This is a genomic window from Pseudomonas sp. G5001 (assembly GCF_013385475.1).
In the GTDB taxonomy this organism is placed as follows: domain Bacteria; phylum Pseudomonadota; class Gammaproteobacteria; order Pseudomonadales; family Pseudomonadaceae; genus Aquipseudomonas.
Genome location: NZ_JACAPZ010000018.1, coordinates 51,293 through 67,663, shown reverse-complemented (window position 1 = coordinate 67,663; position 16,371 = coordinate 51,293). Strand labels below are relative to the sequence as shown.

23 protein-coding genes are annotated in these 16,371 nt (G+C 60.1%); all 23 read left to right on the top strand.

From position 1 onward, the window contains the following. The first annotated feature begins 279 nt into the window (after window positions 1-279). On the top strand, window positions 280-1,014 hold the full coding sequence (locus HX805_RS17520; RefSeq protein WP_032899152.1) for an XRE family transcriptional regulator: 735 nt from the start codon (window positions 280-282) through the stop codon (window positions 1,012-1,014). A 610-nt stretch (window positions 1,015-1,624) separates the two neighbouring features. Continuing rightward, a complete protein-coding gene (locus tag HX805_RS17515; RefSeq protein WP_003208680.1) occupies window positions 1,625-1,963 on the top strand; it encodes a phage holin family protein in 339 nt (112 codons plus the stop codon). A gap of 22 nt (window positions 1,964-1,985) precedes the next feature. Then, window positions 1,986-2,501, top strand: coding sequence for a hypothetical protein (locus HX805_RS17510; RefSeq protein WP_177081946.1), 516 nt, complete (start codon window positions 1,986-1,988; stop codon window positions 2,499-2,501). Between the two features lie 3 nt (window positions 2,502-2,504). After that, complete coding sequence (locus HX805_RS17505) at window positions 2,505-3,113, top strand: phage baseplate assembly protein V (RefSeq protein WP_177041848.1); 609 nt, start codon at window positions 2,505-2,507, stop codon at window positions 3,111-3,113. Between the two features lie 12 nt (window positions 3,114-3,125). After that, entirely contained in the window at window positions 3,126-3,458 is a 333-nt protein-coding gene (locus HX805_RS17500; protein WP_003208675.1) for a phage baseplate protein, read from the top strand. After that, the gene (locus HX805_RS17495; protein ID WP_177081947.1) at window positions 3,455-4,450 is read left to right on the top strand and encodes a baseplate J/gp47 family protein; all 996 of its coding nucleotides are present in this window, start codon (window positions 3,455-3,457) and stop codon (window positions 4,448-4,450) included. Before HX805_RS17500 ends, HX805_RS17495 begins: the two co-directional genes overlap by 4 nt. Then, window positions 4,447-5,175 (top strand): phage tail protein I, encoded by a 729-nt coding sequence (locus HX805_RS17490; RefSeq protein WP_177081948.1) that lies wholly within the window; start codon window positions 4,447-4,449, stop codon window positions 5,173-5,175. Before HX805_RS17495 ends, HX805_RS17490 begins: the two co-directional genes overlap by 4 nt. Continuing rightward, a complete protein-coding gene (locus HX805_RS17485) occupies window positions 5,172-5,705 on the top strand; it encodes a phage tail protein (protein ID WP_087695288.1) in 534 nt (177 codons plus the stop codon). The genes HX805_RS17490 and HX805_RS17485 overlap by 4 nt, the downstream gene beginning before the upstream one ends. A gap of 46 nt (window positions 5,706-5,751) precedes the next feature. Then, complete coding sequence (locus tag HX805_RS17480) at window positions 5,752-6,534, top strand: phage tail protein (protein WP_087695289.1); 783 nt, start codon at window positions 5,752-5,754, stop codon at window positions 6,532-6,534. A 2-nt stretch (window positions 6,535-6,536) separates the two neighbouring features. After that, on the top strand, window positions 6,537-6,839 hold the full coding sequence (locus tag HX805_RS17475; RefSeq protein ID WP_256344671.1) for a hypothetical protein: 303 nt from the start codon (window positions 6,537-6,539) through the stop codon (window positions 6,837-6,839). An 86-nt stretch (window positions 6,840-6,925) separates the two neighbouring features. Further along, window positions 6,926-7,099: a hypothetical protein gene (locus HX805_RS17470; RefSeq protein ID WP_003208665.1), complete on the top strand. Its 174-nt coding sequence runs from the start codon at window positions 6,926-6,928 to the stop codon at window positions 7,097-7,099. A gap of 2 nt (window positions 7,100-7,101) precedes the next feature. Beyond that, window positions 7,102-8,268 carry a tail protein gene (locus HX805_RS17465; RefSeq protein WP_003208663.1) on the top strand — a complete coding sequence of 389 codons (1,167 nt, stop codon included), beginning with the start codon at window positions 7,102-7,104 and terminating at the stop codon, window positions 8,266-8,268. Further along, the gene (locus HX805_RS17460; protein WP_087695291.1) at window positions 8,268-8,774 is read left to right on the top strand and encodes a phage major tail tube protein; all 507 of its coding nucleotides are present in this window, start codon (window positions 8,268-8,270) and stop codon (window positions 8,772-8,774) included. The genes HX805_RS17465 and HX805_RS17460 overlap by 1 nt, the downstream gene beginning before the upstream one ends. Before the next feature lie 51 nt (window positions 8,775-8,825). Beyond that, the gene (locus HX805_RS17455; RefSeq protein WP_177081949.1) at window positions 8,826-9,407 is read left to right on the top strand and encodes a phage tail assembly protein; all 582 of its coding nucleotides are present in this window, start codon (window positions 8,826-8,828) and stop codon (window positions 9,405-9,407) included. 127 nt (window positions 9,408-9,534) lie between these two features. Then, window positions 9,535-11,727: a phage tail tape measure protein gene (locus HX805_RS17450; RefSeq protein WP_177081950.1), complete on the top strand. Its 2,193-nt coding sequence runs from the start codon at window positions 9,535-9,537 to the stop codon at window positions 11,725-11,727. Further along, window positions 11,727-12,110, top strand: a complete 384-nt coding sequence (locus HX805_RS17445) for a phage tail protein (protein WP_087695294.1) — start codon at window positions 11,727-11,729, stop codon at window positions 12,108-12,110. Before HX805_RS17450 ends, HX805_RS17445 begins: the two co-directional genes overlap by 1 nt. Further along, on the top strand, window positions 12,103-12,315 hold the full coding sequence (locus tag HX805_RS17440; RefSeq protein ID WP_087695295.1) for a tail protein X: 213 nt from the start codon (window positions 12,103-12,105) through the stop codon (window positions 12,313-12,315). Before HX805_RS17445 ends, HX805_RS17440 begins: the two co-directional genes overlap by 8 nt. A 9-nt stretch (window positions 12,316-12,324) precedes the next feature. After that, window positions 12,325-13,332 (top strand): phage tail protein, encoded by a 1,008-nt coding sequence (locus HX805_RS17435; RefSeq protein WP_087695296.1) that lies wholly within the window; start codon window positions 12,325-12,327, stop codon window positions 13,330-13,332. A gap of 64 nt (window positions 13,333-13,396) precedes the next feature. Beyond that, window positions 13,397-13,987 carry a hypothetical protein gene (locus HX805_RS17430; protein WP_177117123.1) on the top strand — a complete coding sequence of 197 codons (591 nt, stop codon included), beginning with the start codon at window positions 13,397-13,399 and terminating at the stop codon, window positions 13,985-13,987. Continuing rightward, on the top strand, window positions 13,984-14,166 hold the full coding sequence (locus HX805_RS17425) for a DUF2635 domain-containing protein (RefSeq protein ID WP_087695298.1): 183 nt from the start codon (window positions 13,984-13,986) through the stop codon (window positions 14,164-14,166). Before HX805_RS17430 ends, HX805_RS17425 begins: the two co-directional genes overlap by 4 nt. Further along, the gene (locus tag HX805_RS17420; protein WP_177117122.1) at window positions 14,166-15,662 is read left to right on the top strand and encodes a phage tail sheath subtilisin-like domain-containing protein; all 1,497 of its coding nucleotides are present in this window, start codon (window positions 14,166-14,168) and stop codon (window positions 15,660-15,662) included. The genes HX805_RS17425 and HX805_RS17420 overlap by 1 nt, the downstream gene beginning before the upstream one ends. Window positions 15,663-15,726: 64 nt before the next feature. Continuing rightward, complete coding sequence (locus HX805_RS17415; RefSeq protein WP_010170089.1) at window positions 15,727-16,074, top strand: phage tail tube protein; 348 nt, start codon at window positions 15,727-15,729, stop codon at window positions 16,072-16,074. Continuing rightward, window positions 16,071-16,367, top strand: coding sequence for a phage tail assembly protein (locus HX805_RS17410; protein WP_102369827.1), 297 nt, complete (start codon window positions 16,071-16,073; stop codon window positions 16,365-16,367). Before HX805_RS17415 ends, HX805_RS17410 begins: the two co-directional genes overlap by 4 nt. Window positions 16,368-16,371: the final 4 nt, after the last annotated feature.

Below are 16,371 nucleotides of genomic sequence, written 5' to 3'. Positions count from 1 at the left end.
TTAAGCCTTTCCCTCAGCTCTCCCCATATACCCCTACACAATCGGGGTGTGGGAGGACAGATCGGAAGTGTTTTTACTCATTGAATAGTTGGCAAATTCGTTGAAAGTGATGGGGCAAAGGGGGCGCTTGGCCCAGCATTTTTTGCAATGGGCGCAAGGTTAACACGCGCGGTCGGGGCTTCGCAGTGCACAAGCGGTCAGGTCAAATTCGTTGCTCCATGCATTAAATATGCAAATAAGCATTTGCCAAGCATCAAAACTGCCTGCACTATCCGCGTTATGCAAAAACGCAACGTTTCTATCGTCTTAAGAGAGCTGCTGGACCGCGACCGGATCTCCCCCACGGAGCTTCACCGGCGTACCGGCGTGCCTCAATCCACACTGTCCCGGATCCTCAGCGGCAAGATCGTGGATCCGTCGGACAAGCACATCTCGCGCATCGCCGATTACTTCCAGGTCAGCACCGATCAGCTGCGCGGGCGCGCAGGGCTGGTGCCGGTGCGGTCGGACGAGCGTGACCCGATGCATTCGGAACTCAAGGACATAAGCCTGTGGGACGACGAAACACCCGTTAATGATGACGAGGTGTCGATCCCCTTTCTGCGCGAGGTTGAATTGGCTGCTGGATCAGGAAGATTCGTCATCGAGGAAAGCGAGAAGGCCAGCCTGCGGTTCGGCAAGCGCAGCCTGCGGCATAACGGTGTGCAGTTCGACCAGGCCAAGTGCGTGACGGTGCGCGGCAACAGTATGTTGCCGGTGCTGCGCGACGGCGCCACCGTAGGGGTCAATGCGGGCAAATGCGGGATTGGTGACATCGTCGATGGCGATCTTTACGCCATCAATCACAACGGCCAGCTACGGGTGAAACAGCTCTATCGCCTGCCTTCCGGGATTCGCCTGCGTAGCTTCAACCGCGATGAACATCCGGACGAGGACTACAGCTTCCAGGAAATCCAGGATGAACAGATCAGCATCCTTGGTCACGTTTTCTGGTGGGGCATGTACGCCCGCTAACCCTTCTGTGTAAGACAAAGCCCGCCAGTGAGCGGGCTTTTTTTCGTCTGCGTAAAACCACCAAACCCTTTGCCTGCGGGGCTATAAATGCATCTGTGCATTTCTTGCGCAAAAATAAATGCATTTGTGCATTGACTGTATATGCATACATGCATATTCTTCATCTCAAGCCAGCCAAGAAGGCCTGGTGGAGGCGGCAAGGATGCTGCCAAGGAAGACAAGGACGTTACGCAACACCGGCAAGGACGCCATCGAAGCGATGGCAAGGATGCCAGGCAATACCGGCAAGGATGCCGACGCTCTTTAGTTTCAAACCGCTTCAAGAACAGGCAGCGATGAACCGGCCTTAACGGTTCAGAGGGTTGGCAACTGGCCCGGGTGTGCAGCGTAAAGCACCAGAAGCAGTTATCCGGCAGACAGGGATCGTGGTCGGAAAAACATTGAGGAAAGAACCGTACCGCGCCAGTAGCGCCGAAAGTTCGAGGACATCATTACTGAAAAGCCCGGGCAACCGGGCTTTTTGGAATGCCTACCTAGAGAACCCATTCAAATTGAAACAAACACCTACAACCGGCGACCTGCCGGTATCACTCATTCCAGGAGGCGTGACATGACAAACGAGCAGCAAGCGTTGGCGGAAATGCCTATCTGGCTGGTTATCGTATTGGCGGTGATTGGCGGGGTTTCCGGAGAAATGTGGCGCGCCGACAAGGAAGGCGCCCGCGGTTGGTCGCTTATGCGGCGCCTGGCCCTGCGTTCGGGGGCCTGCATGGTGTGCGGGGTATCAGCCCTGATGCTGTGCTACGCCGCCGGCATGTCGATCTGGACGGCCGGCGCCATTGGGTGCCTGACCGCCATGGCCGGCGCCGACGTGGCCATCGGCCTTTATGAACGCTGGGCGGCCAAGCGCATCGGCGTCAACGAAGGCCCTGGCCGGGACCCGCAGTAACCGTTGCAAGGACGCTACTTAAATGACACTTATCGAAAAACCCTCCCAATTGCCCCAGGCCATCAGCGAGGCACTGCGCAGGGCGTTTCCGGAACTTAAGGTCGGCACTCATCAGGACTTTCAGGGCGCCGCGAACGACACCGGCGTGTTGATCACGATCGAAGGCAATGGGCCGGGCCTTCGCTCCCGCGAGGGGCGCAAGGCCCATGCCCTGGGGATTTCACTCAAGGCCATGGTGGCCCCGGGTGCCTTGCCCTTTGATGCCTGCGACCTGGCCAGCCAACTGATGGACCTGGTGCTGGATAACCGCTGGAACCTGCCGCAGGCGCAGTGCGACCTGCCGACCAGCATTGTCGCTGCGCCTTCAATACGCACCAGCGCGGAGACGGACTACGACACCTGGACCGTCACCTTCACCCAAACCCTCTATATCGGGCCGCCGTTGCTCAACGATCCCACAGGCAAGCCGCTTTTTGCCTGCACCTGGGACGTCTCGAACATCGACGACCCCGACCAATACAAGCCGCTGGCGGAGTAGCCCATGTTCGACGCGCTGTTACGCATGCAGCTGGGGCCGATCGTGGAGCGCCTGGCGGAAATGGAAAGCCAGCTCGAAGACCTGTATCGACGCGCCGAAAGTTTCTGCCGAATCGGCGTGTGCCAAGAGGTCGACGCCGCCAGCAATACCTGCAAGGTCAGCCACGGCGAACTGCTCACCCCGGCGATCCGCTTTTTCAACCCCAGCGCCGGGGCACAGACGGAAACCCGCATCCCGTCAGTAGGCGAGCAATGTTTGCTGCTCAACTACGGCGCCGGGGAGGGCGGGGCGCAATCGGTGGCCTTGTTCGGCTTGAACAGCGACCGCTTTCCACCGGTCTCCAGCGCTTCGACACTGACCCGGCGCCGCCATCAGGACGGTACCCAGAGCGACTACGACGACGCCAGCCATACCTTCAACTGGGTCAATGGCCCCACCACGTTCACAGGTTCCCGCGAACAGGTCGACATCAAGGTCGGCGCCGCCAGCCTCACGATGAGCGCCCAGGGCATCACGCTGCAAGTCGGCGGCACCAGCCTGTTGCTGGACGCCGGCGGCGCGCACTTCAGCGGCCCGGTGGTGGACCACCAGGGTCGAGTCATCAGCCCCTGACAAGGACATCCCATGATCGGAATCGATAGAAACACCGGGGCGGCGGTCGATGACTGGCTGCAATTTGTGCAGCGCGCTACCCGAGCGCTGACCACGCCCTTGGGCACTCGCCAGAAGCGCCCGCTGTACGGGTCGATGATCCCGCAGCTGCTCGGGCAAAACCTCGGCGATGACCTGCTGATTCTCGCCCAGAGCCATGCCGCCCAGGCGTTCTACAACCCGCAGAACGGCATCGCCGACTTCGAGCCGCAAGTCATCGTCGCCAACCGCCAGGGCGCCGGCCTGTTGCTGCGCTTCGCCGGCACCTGGAAAAACCGCAAACAATCCTTCGAGGTGGTGACATGAGCATGCTGATACCCGGCCAGAACCAGTTGGCTGAGCCAGCGATCATTGCCGTCGATGAGTTCGAACCGTTGCTGGCGGAGTTCAAGGCGTTTGTCGTCGATTACGTCGCCACTCGTGCACCAGAAAATGCCGCCAAGCTGAAGGTCAGCCTGGAGAACGAGAGCGAGTTGCTGACGTTGGCGCTGGAAGCTTTTTGCGTTCGCCTGCAAACCCACGAGCGCAAATACAACGCCCGCATCAAGCAGATGCTGGCGTGGTGGGCCACCGGCAGCAACCTCGATGCACGCCTGGCGGACATGGGCCTGCAGCGCCAGGTGCTCGACCATGGTGACCCGGCGGCTTTCCCGCCGGTACCGCCAACATTGGAGAGCGACGATGACGCCCGGTTGCGTTATTACCTCGCGCCTCACGCTCCGGCGGCGGGTTCGCGGATGCAGTATCGGCGGGAGGTTTTCACCCTCGGTGAGCGTCCATCGGTGAAAGTGCAAAGTGCTACGCCGGGTGTGGTGACGGTCACTTATACCTTCGACCCGGACGGTTACGCGGCGCGGGTCAAGGATGGTAATGGCCGTCGAACCGCGCCCGGCGAAGTGATGGTCACGGTCCTGTCCCGAGACGGGGATGGTACACCTTCTGCTGATCTGCTTGACGGTGTACGTCGGCATTTCGCCCGGCCTGACGTGCGACCGGAAACGGATCTCGTCACGGTGCAGGCGGCTCAGATCCTGCGCTACAAAATCCGCGTGGTGGCCAAGATCAACGCCGGCCCGGATTCCGGGCTCACTCAAGTCGCCGCCCAGAAACTGCTGCAAGACTATGCAGAGTCCTGTCATCGCCTGGAAGGGCGGGTGGACCCGAGCTGGATCGACTACGCCATCCACTCGGCGGGAGCTGCACAACTGCAAATCCTTGAACCGCTGGAGCCGATCGTCACCACGGCATTCCAGGCCCCATATTGCACGGGTGTCGAGGTGGAGGTGCGCACGCTATGAACGAGCCCAAAGGCAGTTTGCTGCCCGCCAACAGTTCGCCGTTGGAGAAGGCGCTGGACCTGGGTTTCGGGCAATTGCTCGATCGGGTGACGCCACCCTTTCCCGCCTTGATGAATCCGCTACAGACGCCGGCTGAATTCCTTCCCTACCTGGCCGCTGATCGCGGCGTCAGTGAATGGGACGCCGCTGCCAGCGAGTCGGAGAAGCGCCTCACCGTGGCCTTGTCCTGGCAAATCCAGCGTCAGGCCGGTACGCCCAAGGCGCTGAGCTACGCCGTCGAATCCCTGGGATTCACCCCCAATATCAGTGCCTGGTATCAACAGCGGCCAACCGGCCTGCCTTACACCTTTGATGTGCAGGCAATCATCGGTCGCAGTTGGTCCAGTGGCGATCACAACCGTTTGATCCGCCGCATCAACGCGGCCAAGAGCGAGCGGGACCTGGCCACCATCACCATCGTGCACGAGACCTCCCAGGGTTTACGTGTTGCTGCAGCCGCTGATCCAGGGTTGAGCATCGGCGATGAGGGCCAGCCCGGGGCGTTGCCCGAAGTGAAGCTGCACGGGGTACTTGCTTGCAGCAGCGTGGCGCACACACCGCTCAGCGATGGCGAGTTGCAGTTGTGCGGCGTACTGCCTGAACTCGGGCTGGCGGCCCGGCTAAACAGTGCCGGGGTTGCCCGGCACTACACCATTAACGACTACGACCTCAGGGCGCAGCCATGACAGATGAAATTACACGCCTGGTGCGCTTCACCTCCAAGGGATTGGATGAAGTGCTGCAGGCAAAGAACCAGGGCTTGAAAGGCGAGATCACCCACATTGGCGCCGGTACTGGCCGCTACAACCCCGACGGCACCGAAGTGGCCCTGCGTGACGAGCGCCAGCGGGTCGCCATTGTGGACTACGAGGATCTGGGCGACCGGCAACTCCGGATGGCCGCGCTGTTTGATGGCGAGGCCGAGTATGAGATCGGCGAGTTTGGTTTTTACCTCGCCAGTGGCACGTTGTTGGCGGTGTATTCCGTGGAGGGGAAACTGCTCACGTATAAAGCGGCGGCGGCTCGGGTACTGCAGAAGTTCACGTTGGATATTTCGCCGTTGCCGGCGGATAGCGTGACGATTGTGGTGGGGAGCGAGAATTTGAATGTATTGATGGCTGAAGAAATCGCAATCATGGCGGCGGCTTCGGTTGGCAATATGTCGAGGCATGTTGATTTGATGTTTCGGGTTATGCAATTAGAAGCTAAGCAATAGCGCTTGCAAAAGTGCTGAAAAGATAATTTTTACTAGGGAGTTGATTATGGGGATTGAAACGACGATCACAAAAGTTGTGGACGCATGTAACAAACTGACGGATACGGTGACGAATCAGGTTGGCAAAATAGATTCTCGAATGGATGTTGCCTTGGGTCAGTTCAACGCGTGGCGCGGCAGTGTACAGGCCAAGGATATTAACGGGCGTGCCTCTTACTCCCAGACTATTGATCTGACTGGGCTGTCCACCAACATCTTTTATCCCGTATGGTGGCGCATGCCGGGTAACGAGCAAGGCATGTCTGAGATCGTGATTTCTAGAAACTACGCCACGAATGCCGAGCTTAATCCGTTCAATAATAATTTTGAACCGCACGTTGCGGGCCTAAACCTGCAAATGGAAGGGTGTGGGATTCCGTGGAATGGTGATGCGAACTTTTTGACAATCAAGCGTATATCCCAAACATACCGAGAAACTGTTCGGTGCGCGCAGTTTGGGATGCTTTCTTATGTTCGTCCTGTCACTGGGCTGAAGCCTATTTGGTTGAATCAGGCTGTGGGCACTTTGGTTGGTTCTCCACAAGAGTCGGGATGCTACTTGCGGGGCGGGTTGAGTTACATCATTACCAAAAGCTTTGAAGCCCCTGTTAAATTTAGTCGTTCAGACGCCGAGGTCGAATTGAGCCAAGCCGTTACAGCTGAGTATGAAATTTCGTGGAAGGTCAAGCCTTTCGCAATCACAGCGTCAGAGCTGGGAGCTACTTACCCTGAAAGTAGGATGGCGTATACGTTGGATAACGATCAGCGCTATGCAGTTAAAGGAGTATGAATATGGTTGGGTCTATTAAAACACTACTGCTCGACTCTGGCGAAACGCTCATCAATGTTCCGGCTGATCGCCCTACACTTATCTCACTGGGGTTCAGCGAAGCCCGCGCCGACGAACTCTGCGAAGAAACGATACGAGCTGAAAAGTTGGAAAGCACCATCGCTGCGCGTCGCACGCTTTATGAAACTCAAGCTGACCCGCTGTTTCTCGAGTGGCAATACGACGAAACTCCTGAAAAGGAAAAGGCTTGGCGCGACAAAGTAGCCGAAATCAAGGCGCTTTATCCCTTGCCTGACCGCGACTGAACCCTACCGCGAAAGCGGTTTTTTTTCGCCCGCCCAAAGCCCCTCTCGCAGGGGCTTTGGCGTTTTCCACCCGGAGAATTCCACTCATGTTTAACCGCCAAACCTACACCGTCCTCATTCCATTCCCCACCGGCAACGGCCACTGGTCTACCGCCGGCGAGGAACTGGAACTGCTGGACGTCGAAGCATCCGCCCTGCGCACCGCTGGCCGCCTGGAACTGACCAGCGTCCTCAACTCCACCCCGAAGAAGGCTGACTGATCATGGCTGAGGTTTTGAACTTCGAACACAACGGCATCACCGTGAACGCCACTGAATCCCCCGAGGCCATGGGTGGCCTGGGCGATAACGTCATCGGCCTGGTGGGCACTGCCCCCAACGCCCATGCGTCGATTCCGAAAAACGCCCCGTTCCGCATCAACAGCTTCACCACCCAGGCGCTGCTGGACCCCACCGGCGCTGAAACCGGCACGCTGTTCCACGCCGTGTACCAGATCCTCAAAGTGGTCAAGGTGCCGGTCTACGTAGTGATCGTCGACGAGGGCACCACCCCGGCCGACACCATCAATAACGTAATCGGCGGTGAAGAGCCGGTCACCGGCCGCAAACTGGGCCTCGCCGCCCTGGCCAGCGTCCCCGAAGACCTGACCATCATCGGCGCCCCGGGCTTCACCGGCACCAAGGCCGTGGCCGGCGAATTCGCCTCCTTCGGCAAGCGCATCAAGGCCCGTGTGGTGCTGGACGGCAAGGACGCAACCGTCGCCGACCAGGTGACCTACAGCGGCGAACTGGGCGGTGCCGATCTCGGTTTCGACCGTTGCCTGCTGGTGCACAACATGCCGTCGGTGTACTCCAAGGCCGCGAAGAAAAACGTGTTCCTGGCGCCGTCGTCCCTGGCCATCGCCGCGCTGGCCAAGGTCAAGCAGTGGGAAAGCCCGGGCAATCAGGTGACCTTCGCCGAAGACGTGTCCCGCGTGGTTGAGTACAACATCCTTGACACCTCCACCGAAGGCGACCTGCTCAACCGCTACGGCGTGAGCTACTACGCCCGCACCATCCTCGGCGGTTTCTCGCTGCTGGGTAACCGCTCCATCACCGGCAAGTTCATCAGCTACGTAGGCCTGGAAGATGCGATCAGCCGCAAGCTGGTCAAGGCCGGGCAGAAAGCCATGGCCAAGAACCTCACCAAGTCGTTCATGGACCAGGAGGTCAAGCGCATCAACGACTGGCTGCAAACCCTGGTGGCCGACGAGACCATTCCCGGCGGCAGCGTGTACCTGCACCCGGAATTGAACAGTGTCGAGAAGTACAAGAACGGCACCTGGTTCATCGTCATCGACTACGGCCGCTACGCGCCGAACGAACACATGATTTATCAACTCAACGCCCGCGATGAAATCATCGAGCAGTTCCTGGAGGACGTTCTCTAATGTTTACCAACCGAATCAGACAGGCCATGGCGGCCACCCTTCAAGGCCTGCCGTTGTCCGCAACCGTGGAAGAGTTCACCCCGCCGGTGATTGATTTTGATATGGAACCCATGACCGGTGGCCGCTTCATTGCCGAAGAAATGGCCAAGAGCGGCAAGGTGTTGAACGCGACCCTGGCGCTGCAGGGCGTGGGGCCCGAAATCATGCTGGCGTTGGGTGTGAAGCTAGGCGATGACATCCTGCTGAACGTACGTGAAGCCGGCCAGGATCAGGACGGCAAGACCTACTTCATCTACCACACGGTGGGCGGCAAGCTGAAAACCCTGACCGAATCCAAGCTGAAGATGGGCGATAAGGTCACCACCACGCTGATCCTGACCTGCCGCACCTACAACCGCCTCGAAAACGGCATCCCGGTGATCGACATCGATGTGCGAACGCAGAAGTTCGTGCTCAATGGCGTCGACATCCTGGGCGACGCCCGCCGCGCGGTACTGATGCCGTAAGCCCCTGGGAGCGAGTGTGCTCGCTCCCATACTTCACCAAGGAATTGTCCCATGGCCTGGATGCCTCCGCTGCACATCCTGCTGTCCCCGATCACCGCCGATACCGGTGAGACGATCGAGAAGATCCAACTCAAGCCGCTGTTCTACGCGCCACAGAAAGAAGCCCTGGCTCGCGCTGGCGACGACGAAGACGACCAATTTTTCGAACTCGCAAAACTCGCCACCGGCCTTTCTGAACATGAGCTCGACCAGCTCAAGCGTCCGGACTACGTCAGCATCGCGCAGTACGTGCACGAGATGTCGACCCGCCCGGCCTCGTTTTTCCTCAACGCTAACGATCAGCCACGGGAGTCGCAAACCAGCGAGCACGTCTCGCTGCTGCTGCCACTCGATAAGGCCGGTCGCAGCCTCACCGCCGTCACCCTGGAAATGCCTGCATTGCGTGCCACCAAAGTGATGAAAAAACTCGCCACCAACAAAGAGCGCGCCGAGTTCATCACCGCCCACTGCACTGGCTTGATGATTCCCGATCTCGCCGGCCTGACCGTGCCTGACTGGACGGAACTGCAGGAGCGCATCGACGATTTTTTAAACAAGCCGGCGGACTTCTTTCGGAGCGCGATATCGAAGTAATCCTCGATATCGTTCCGCTCATTTACTCGGTAAATGAAGCGGAGATCCTCGATTGGGACGCTGGAAAAGCATTGCGCCGCTACGACATCGCGATCACTCGCCTTGGCGTCAAACAGGAGTAGAGCGGATGGCAAACAGTGAATATGGACTGAGGTCGGCCATCGCCAAGGATGGCGGGGCGCCTTTTGGCTCACTTGATCGAGCAGAGTCCTACGCCAGTATCAACGCTATTGCGCCAACGCTTGTGACACCCTCCTTTCTGGATACGGTCCCGGGCGACTCGGCCGGCCAGCAGATCAGCCAACTGGTTGCAGGGCAGGCTCGACTTATTGACACGCTGGAGTTGTTCAACGCCTCGCTGCTGAACCTGATGGACGCCCGACAAATCGAATCTGGCAACGCGGCGAGCGGTGCCAAGGCCTCCGAAGTTCCTGATTCGGGGACGCGGTCGCAGATGTTGGACGCGGCGATGACCGACCTGGATCAGTTGCTGGGGTTTGCAGGGCGTGAGCGCAAACATCTGCGCGAAACTAACCTTGCCATGGCGACAGAGCCGGTGGTGGCGGCGAGTGGTGCAAGTGCGGTCGATCTGGCCAAGGTCGAGTATGTGGCGGCAAAGTCCGGTATCGGCAGTGAGCGCGTCGACGCTTCGGGGAACATCGATCGCGCGGCGCGCCAGGTTGACCTGACACAGTTCGCCCGTGACTCCGCGATCATGGCCACGGCTTTCAAGATCGACGTTAAAAATGCTGGCGAAATCATCGGCGGGTGGCGCGCGTCGATGAAGCTCGACCGTGGGCAAGCTCTGGATCTGGCAGACGCGACAAACGTGTTGGGCACCAGCGTCTCGCTGAACGCTGAGGCTGCAGATATCGGTAGCGTTGTACAAGGCCAGGGTGCCGCCGCGATGGCGGCTGGCATGCGCCCTGAACAGATAGCGGCACTCTCGGCAGCGTTACTCAACGCTGGCAACAGCAAAGGTGCCACGGGTGTTGGGGTGGAAAAAATCAGCGCCGCCCTGGCAAAAGGTGAAAACGCCTCAGAGGCCCAGCGCAGTGCTTGGGCAGAACTCAAGCTTGACCCCAAAGTACTCGCGGGCGAGATGAAGCAAGACGCACCGCAAACGTTGGTGACGGTACTTGAAGCGCTCAAGGCGCAGCCTGCGCAACGACAGGCGGCGTTGGCCACACAGCTGTTCGACGGCAACCAGTCGATCCTGAGCCTGATGCCGGCAGTCGACAGTGTGAAGCAGGCCTTCTCGCTGGTGGCGGACAAGTCGACGTATGCCACCTCGGCCGTGGGCGCGCAGGGTTCAGTCGTGCGTTCGGCGGAGCTTCGTGCCGACTCCACACAAGCGCGCCGGCAGGCCTTCGACGCAAGCACCACACGGCTGGACACTGCCAGCGATACGGCGATGGCACCGATCGTGAATACCACGCTGACGGCGATGACCGCGTTGGTCAACGGCGTGGGTTGGTTGGCTGAAGCTTTGCCCAAGACGACTGCCACTGTCACGGTGGCTGCCGCGGTAATGGGGCCGCTTTTAAGCGGCGTGTTCGATGCCGTGAAGGACAAGGTTTTCGACAAGGTGGCCGGGAAGATTTTGCGCGAAGGCGGTACAAGTCCCGGCAGCGGCTCCAGGAAGAAAGGCAACTCCACAAACAAGAACCGCCAAAAAGGCAAGGGCACGTCCAAAAATGCCAAGCCTTCTGCCGGCCCGACGTGGGGCTTGTCCGGCAAAACCGCCAAGCTCGCCAAATGGGCAGGTCCTGCGATGGTCATGGCAGACGCCGGCTTCGATTTCGTCAAGGGTGCTGTGACGGGAGATAAACAGCTGATGGGCTCCGCCGCCGGTTCTGCGGCAGGTGGGATTGCAGGCCAGTTCGCCGGCGCGGCTATTGGCCAGGTCGTGGGTGCAGCCGCCGGGGGGTTGCTGGGTACCGTTGTACCCGTTATCGGCAATGGGGTGGGGTTGGTTGTGGGCGGTGCAGTCGGTAGGTATGTCGGTGGTGCCTTGGGCACTGTCATCGGCAGCGACATCGGCAGCAACATCAGCGCGTGGTTAGGTGAAAAGTTTTCGAGCCCTGCCGACCGCCTCCCTCCACCCACAGATGTCAGCAAAAACCTCTCCAATGCTCAAGCCGATAATCGGCAAATCAACTTCGCCCCGCAGATCACCATCACCGCGCCCGAGCAGGCCAACTATCAACAGCTGGCGGCAATCGTGGTGCAGCAGATCGAGGCGCAGTTCAGGCCGTTATCGATGGACAACCTGCTGGCGACGCGACGCGACGCAGCACTGACCGATGGAATGGTGTGATGCGACAACAAATGGTGTTGGGTAGTTTTATTTTCGGGCTGTCGCGCGGGTTTGCCTACGACACGCTTGGTCGTGTGAGCAGTGGTGGTTGGGTGAGTCTGGAGATTATTGCCGGCAAACCCAAATCCAGCCAGACCGGCCAGGCCCTGGAGACATTGACCTTCGGTGGCAAGGCGGCGCGGGCGACAGGGATGGCGCGGCTGGATGAACTTCGTGCGTTGCAAGCCATGCGTACGCCGTTGCCGCTGGTAGATGGCATAGGTCGTAACTGGGGGTTGTGGACGATCAAGTCGGTGGACGAGAAGCAGGCTAACGTGATCGACGACGGCACGGCGATGCTGATCAATTGGACGCTGACATTGGAGGAGTTCGTCAATGCGTAAAGTTCGAAGTATTGCCGGTGACTCGGTGAACTTGCTGCTCTACCGTGAACTGGGCCGCAGCGATGATGCGGCGGAGGAAGCACTGTGGAGCCTGAATCCCGAGCTTGCGGAGCATGGCGCGGTATTGCCTGCCGGCATTGGCGTGATCGTGCCGGAACTGAGCGTGCGCCCTGTGGCGAAAAGTCCGGTTTCGGCGTGGGATTAAGGAGGATTCATGGCACTAGGATTCACACCGGTAGTGGAGATTTACGGGGCCAATGCCGTGTTGCTCAACGAGCGACTGCTGGAGTGGGAACATACCGACACTGCGGGTTTCGTGTCTGACCAGCTCAAGCTGACCCTCGACATTGAAGGGCTTGAGGGCTTGCCCGATCTGGGCGGCAGGATCGGTTTGCGTGTCGGGTATCTCGAGTCGGGCCTGGTAGATAAAGGCCTGTTCAAGATTACTCAGCGCACGCCATACCTATTTCCCATGCGCCTGGTACTGGTCGCCACCGCGGCGCCGTTTGACGAGCACGAATTCAAACAGCGTCGCACCGCCAGCCATGGACCGATCACATTGGGCGCACTGTTTCGCCAACTGACGACACGCTATGGATTTTCACCGCGCGTGGCGCCGGACCTGGACGGTCAGATGATCAGCCATATCGACCAGACCAATGAAAGCGACATGAGCTTCCTGACCCGGCTTGCCCGGCGTTTTGATGCAGTGGCCAAGCCGGTTGACGAGCTGTACGTACTGGGCCGCAAAGGCCAGATCACCACATTGTCGGGCAAGGTGTTGCCAGACGTGCCGCTGTCGGTAACCCGCGATAATCGCCCCGGCGACCATGCGTTCATCAGTGCCAGCTTTACCGAGACAAGCCGCGCTAAATTCAATGGTGGTCAGGCGTCCTGGTGGGATGCATCTGCCGGTAAAAAACGTGAAGTAGAGGTCGGTTTCGCGCCGTTCAAAATTCTGTCGCAGCGTTATCAAAGCGAAGAAGAAGCCCGGGCTGCGGCTGAAGGCGAGATGCGCAGGGTTGGCCGTGAAGGTCTGGTCATCAATGTGGTCTGCCCGGGCGATCCGGCGCTGGGGGCTGAAGGGCTGTTACTGCTGGATGAGACCTGGCCCGGCTTCATGCAAGGGCGCTGGTCGATCGATACGGTGACGGCCAGCGGCAAGCGCAAAGAGAGCTACCGCTGCACAGTCAAGGCGAGCGGGTTGTCCGCACCTGAATGACACCTCCAATAATCCCCATTCACCCACCCGCCGTTGCGGGTTTTTTATTGCCTGGTGAGATGCCATGAAGATAACCCCTCTGGTCAGTCATCTTCGGGATCACTGCCCATCGTTCAACCAACACATCCGCGCCGGCCTCGACCTCGACGCGCTGCAAAACCTGCCAGTGCTCGACTCACCCCAGGCGGTCGTGACGCCGATCAGTGACAAGGCCAGCCCTAACGCTGCGCAAAACAGCAGTCGCCAACCCCTGCGCGAACATTTTGGCGTGGTGCTGGTGCTGGATTTGCCGGAGGGCCAGCAAGCCCAGGCGATGGACCAGCTGCATGCCTTGCGCGCCGAGGTCTGGCGGGCGCTGGTGGGCTACAGGCCCGAGGGGTTCTACGAGCCCATCCAGTACGACGCTGGCGAATGGCTGTTGCTCAGCAAGGTTCGCGGGTTGTACCGGCTACGGTTTTTTCTCGAGAGCCAGTTGGGACGCAACCTCAGCACACAGCCGGCGGAAACCTGGCTCGAGCTTGAACTGGACGCTTTGCCGTCCTTCAACGGGGTGACGGTGCGGGTCGATGCCATTGACCCAGCCGACCCCAACCTGCAACGCCCAGGCCCCGACGGGCGCCTGGAAATGACGTTTTCTGCCGAGGTAAAACCATGAGCAAACGCATCACCGTACTGCCGGTTTCCGGCCGTGCCGTACCTGACCCGGAGGCGGGCGATCTGTTGCCCGCCGAAGGCCGCGAAGTCCCGGACAACGCCTGGTGGCGTCGACGTCTGGCCGATGGCGACATCACAACCAAAGCCGTCAAGGCGGCAAAAACACAGGGAGCCAAGTAATGGCGATCGGATTCAGTCATATTCCGGCGGACATTCGTGTGCCGCTGTTCTACGCCGAGATGGACAATTCGGCGGCCAATAGTGCGTCGTCGGCCTTGCGCCGGCTGATCGTGGCCCAGGTCAACGACAACGTCACCAGCCCGGAAATCGGCAGCCTGGTGCTGGTATCGAGCGCGGCCATGGCCAAGCGTATCGGTGGCCAGGGTTCGATGCTGGCGTCGATGTACGAGACGTTCCGCAAGAGTGACCCGGTGGGCGAGATCTGGTGCCTGCCGCTGCACAGCACCGAAGGCAGCGCGGCCAAGGCCGAGCTCAAGCTGACCGGCGCCGCGACCCAAGGTGGCATTCTCAGCCTGTACGTCGGCGGCACCCGGGTTCAAGCGACCGTGATCAATGGTGCGACGGCTGCCGTGGCTGCCACCGCCCTGGCGCTGAAAATCAACGCCAGTGCCGACCTGCCGGTCAGTGCGGTAGCCGCCGATGGCACCGTCACCCTGACCGCCAAGTGGACCGGTGAGAGTGGCAACGACATCAGCCTGCAGCTCAACCGCCTGGGCCAGAGCAACGGCGAACAAACCCCCGACGGCCTGACCGCCGTGCTCGGCAAAATGGCGGCGGGCGCCGGTGTGCCGGACCAGCTCGCGGCATTGGCTGCGCTGGGCGACGAGCCGTTCGAGTTCATCTGCATGCCCTGGGCCGACACCACCAGCCTCAACGCCTGGCAAGCGGTGATGGATGACAACAGCGGTCGTTGGTCGTGGGCCAAGCAACTGTTCGGCCACGTCTACACCGCCAAGCGCGGCACTATCGGCACCCTGGTGGCGGCCGGGCAAGGGCGAAATGACCAGCACGTGACCATCCAGGCCATGGAGCCGGGCGTGCCGCAACCGTTCTGGGTCCAGGCCGCAGCATTGGCTGCACGCACGGCGGTGTTCATCTCTGCCGATGCCAGTCGTCCGACCCAAAGCGGTAGCTTGCCGGGCCTCGATCCGGCCGAAGCGAGCGAGCGCTTCACTCTGACCGAGCGCCAATCGCTGCTCAACTACGGCATCGCCACCGCTTACTACGAAGGCGGTTACGTGCGCATTCAGCGGGCGATCACCACTTACCAGAAGAACGCGTTCGGCCAGGCGGACAATTCCTATCTGGACAGCGAAACCCTGCACCAGTCGGCCTTTATCGTGCGCCGCCTGCAGAGCGTGATCACCAGCAAGTACGGGCGCCACAAACTCGCTGCTGACGGCACGCGCTTTGGCGCCGGCCAGCCGATCGTCACCCCGAGCACCATCCGCGGTGAGCTGATTGCCCAGTACGCCAAGCTTGAACTGGAAGGCCATGTGGAGAACGCCGAGCTGTTCGCCGAGCACCTGATCGTCGAGCGCGACAGCCAGGACCCGAGCCGGGTCAACGTGCTGTTCCCGCCGGATTACGTCAACGGGCTGCGGGTGTTCGCGCTGCTCAACCAGTTCCGTTTGCAGTACGACGCGGCGGTGTAGGCCCCGCGCTTTTCGCAACTGATTCCAGCCCGCCGAGTGCGGGCTTATTTTTGGGAGAAACATCATGGGTCAACTGATTGCGGGCACCTGCTACGTCAAAGTGGACGGCGCTCAACTGACCATCAACGGCGGCTGCGAAGCACCGTTGATGGCCGTCAAGCGGGAAACCGTGGTGCCGGGTTTCTATAAGGAAACCGACATCACCCCGTCTTTCAAAGTTACCGCGCTGCACACGCCGGACTTTCCATTGAAGCAACTGATCGCCGGCACCGACATGACCGTCACCTGCGAATTCAACAACGGCAAGGTCTACGTGCTGGCCGGTGCCTACCTGGTGGAAGAGCCGGTGGCCAAGGGCGACGATGCCGTGATCGAGCTGAAATTCGAAGGCATCAAGGGGACCTGGCAATGACCGATACGGTGAAGCTGCAAGCGGCCATCGAGGCCCACGGCGAGTCATTGACCGAACTCACCCTGCGCCGCCCGACGGTGCAGGAGGTGCGGGCAATCAAGGCGCTGCCGTACAAAATCGACAAGGGCGAAGACGTGAGTCTGGACCTTGACGTCGCCGCCAAGTACATCGCCGTGTGCGCGGGTATCCCGCCGTCGTCGGTCAACCAGCTCGACCTGATGGACTTCAACGCGCTGAGCTGGGCCGTCGCCGGTTTTTTCATGAGTGCGGCGCAGGCTCCGTCGCCGAGCTGATTGC

Bases quoted from the DNA above. Each gene is read 5' to 3' on its own strand.
- HX805_RS17520 (WP_032899152.1), top strand. From the start codon at position 280: ATGCAAAAACGCAACGTTTCTATCGTCTTAAGAGAGCTGCTGGACCGC.
- HX805_RS17515 (WP_003208680.1), top strand. From the start codon at position 1,625: ATGACAAACGAGCAGCAAGCGTTGGCGGAAATGCCTATCTGGCTGGTT.
- HX805_RS17510 (WP_177081946.1), top strand. From the start codon at position 1,986: ATGACACTTATCGAAAAACCCTCCCAATTGCCCCAGGCCATCAGCGAG.
- HX805_RS17505 (WP_177041848.1), top strand. From the start codon at position 2,505: ATGTTCGACGCGCTGTTACGCATGCAGCTGGGGCCGATCGTGGAGCGC.
- HX805_RS17500 (WP_003208675.1), top strand. From the start codon at position 3,126: ATGATCGGAATCGATAGAAACACCGGGGCGGCGGTCGATGACTGGCTG.
- HX805_RS17495 (WP_177081947.1), top strand. From the start codon at position 3,455: ATGAGCATGCTGATACCCGGCCAGAACCAGTTGGCTGAGCCAGCGATC.
- HX805_RS17490 (WP_177081948.1), top strand. From the start codon at position 4,447: ATGAACGAGCCCAAAGGCAGTTTGCTGCCCGCCAACAGTTCGCCGTTG.
- HX805_RS17485 (WP_087695288.1), top strand. From the start codon at position 5,172: ATGACAGATGAAATTACACGCCTGGTGCGCTTCACCTCCAAGGGATTG.
- HX805_RS17480 (WP_087695289.1), top strand. From the start codon at position 5,752: ATGGGGATTGAAACGACGATCACAAAAGTTGTGGACGCATGTAACAAA.
- HX805_RS17475 (WP_256344671.1), top strand. From the start codon at position 6,537: ATGGTTGGGTCTATTAAAACACTACTGCTCGACTCTGGCGAAACGCTC.
- HX805_RS17470 (WP_003208665.1), top strand. From the start codon at position 6,926: ATGTTTAACCGCCAAACCTACACCGTCCTCATTCCATTCCCCACCGGC.
- HX805_RS17465 (WP_003208663.1), top strand. From the start codon at position 7,102: ATGGCTGAGGTTTTGAACTTCGAACACAACGGCATCACCGTGAACGCC.
- HX805_RS17460 (WP_087695291.1), top strand. From the start codon at position 8,268: ATGTTTACCAACCGAATCAGACAGGCCATGGCGGCCACCCTTCAAGGC.
- HX805_RS17455 (WP_177081949.1), top strand. From the start codon at position 8,826: ATGGCCTGGATGCCTCCGCTGCACATCCTGCTGTCCCCGATCACCGCC.
- HX805_RS17450 (WP_177081950.1), top strand. From the start codon at position 9,535: ATGGCAAACAGTGAATATGGACTGAGGTCGGCCATCGCCAAGGATGGC.
- HX805_RS17445 (WP_087695294.1), top strand. From the start codon at position 11,727: ATGCGACAACAAATGGTGTTGGGTAGTTTTATTTTCGGGCTGTCGCGC.
- HX805_RS17440 (WP_087695295.1), top strand. From the start codon at position 12,103: ATGCGTAAAGTTCGAAGTATTGCCGGTGACTCGGTGAACTTGCTGCTC.
- HX805_RS17435 (WP_087695296.1), top strand. From the start codon at position 12,325: ATGGCACTAGGATTCACACCGGTAGTGGAGATTTACGGGGCCAATGCC.
- HX805_RS17430 (WP_177117123.1), top strand. From the start codon at position 13,397: ATGAAGATAACCCCTCTGGTCAGTCATCTTCGGGATCACTGCCCATCG.
- HX805_RS17425 (WP_087695298.1), top strand. From the start codon at position 13,984: ATGAGCAAACGCATCACCGTACTGCCGGTTTCCGGCCGTGCCGTACCT.
- HX805_RS17420 (WP_177117122.1), top strand. From the start codon at position 14,166: ATGGCGATCGGATTCAGTCATATTCCGGCGGACATTCGTGTGCCGCTG.
- HX805_RS17415 (WP_010170089.1), top strand. From the start codon at position 15,727: ATGGGTCAACTGATTGCGGGCACCTGCTACGTCAAAGTGGACGGCGCT.
- HX805_RS17410 (WP_102369827.1), top strand. From the start codon at position 16,071: ATGACCGATACGGTGAAGCTGCAAGCGGCCATCGAGGCCCACGGCGAG.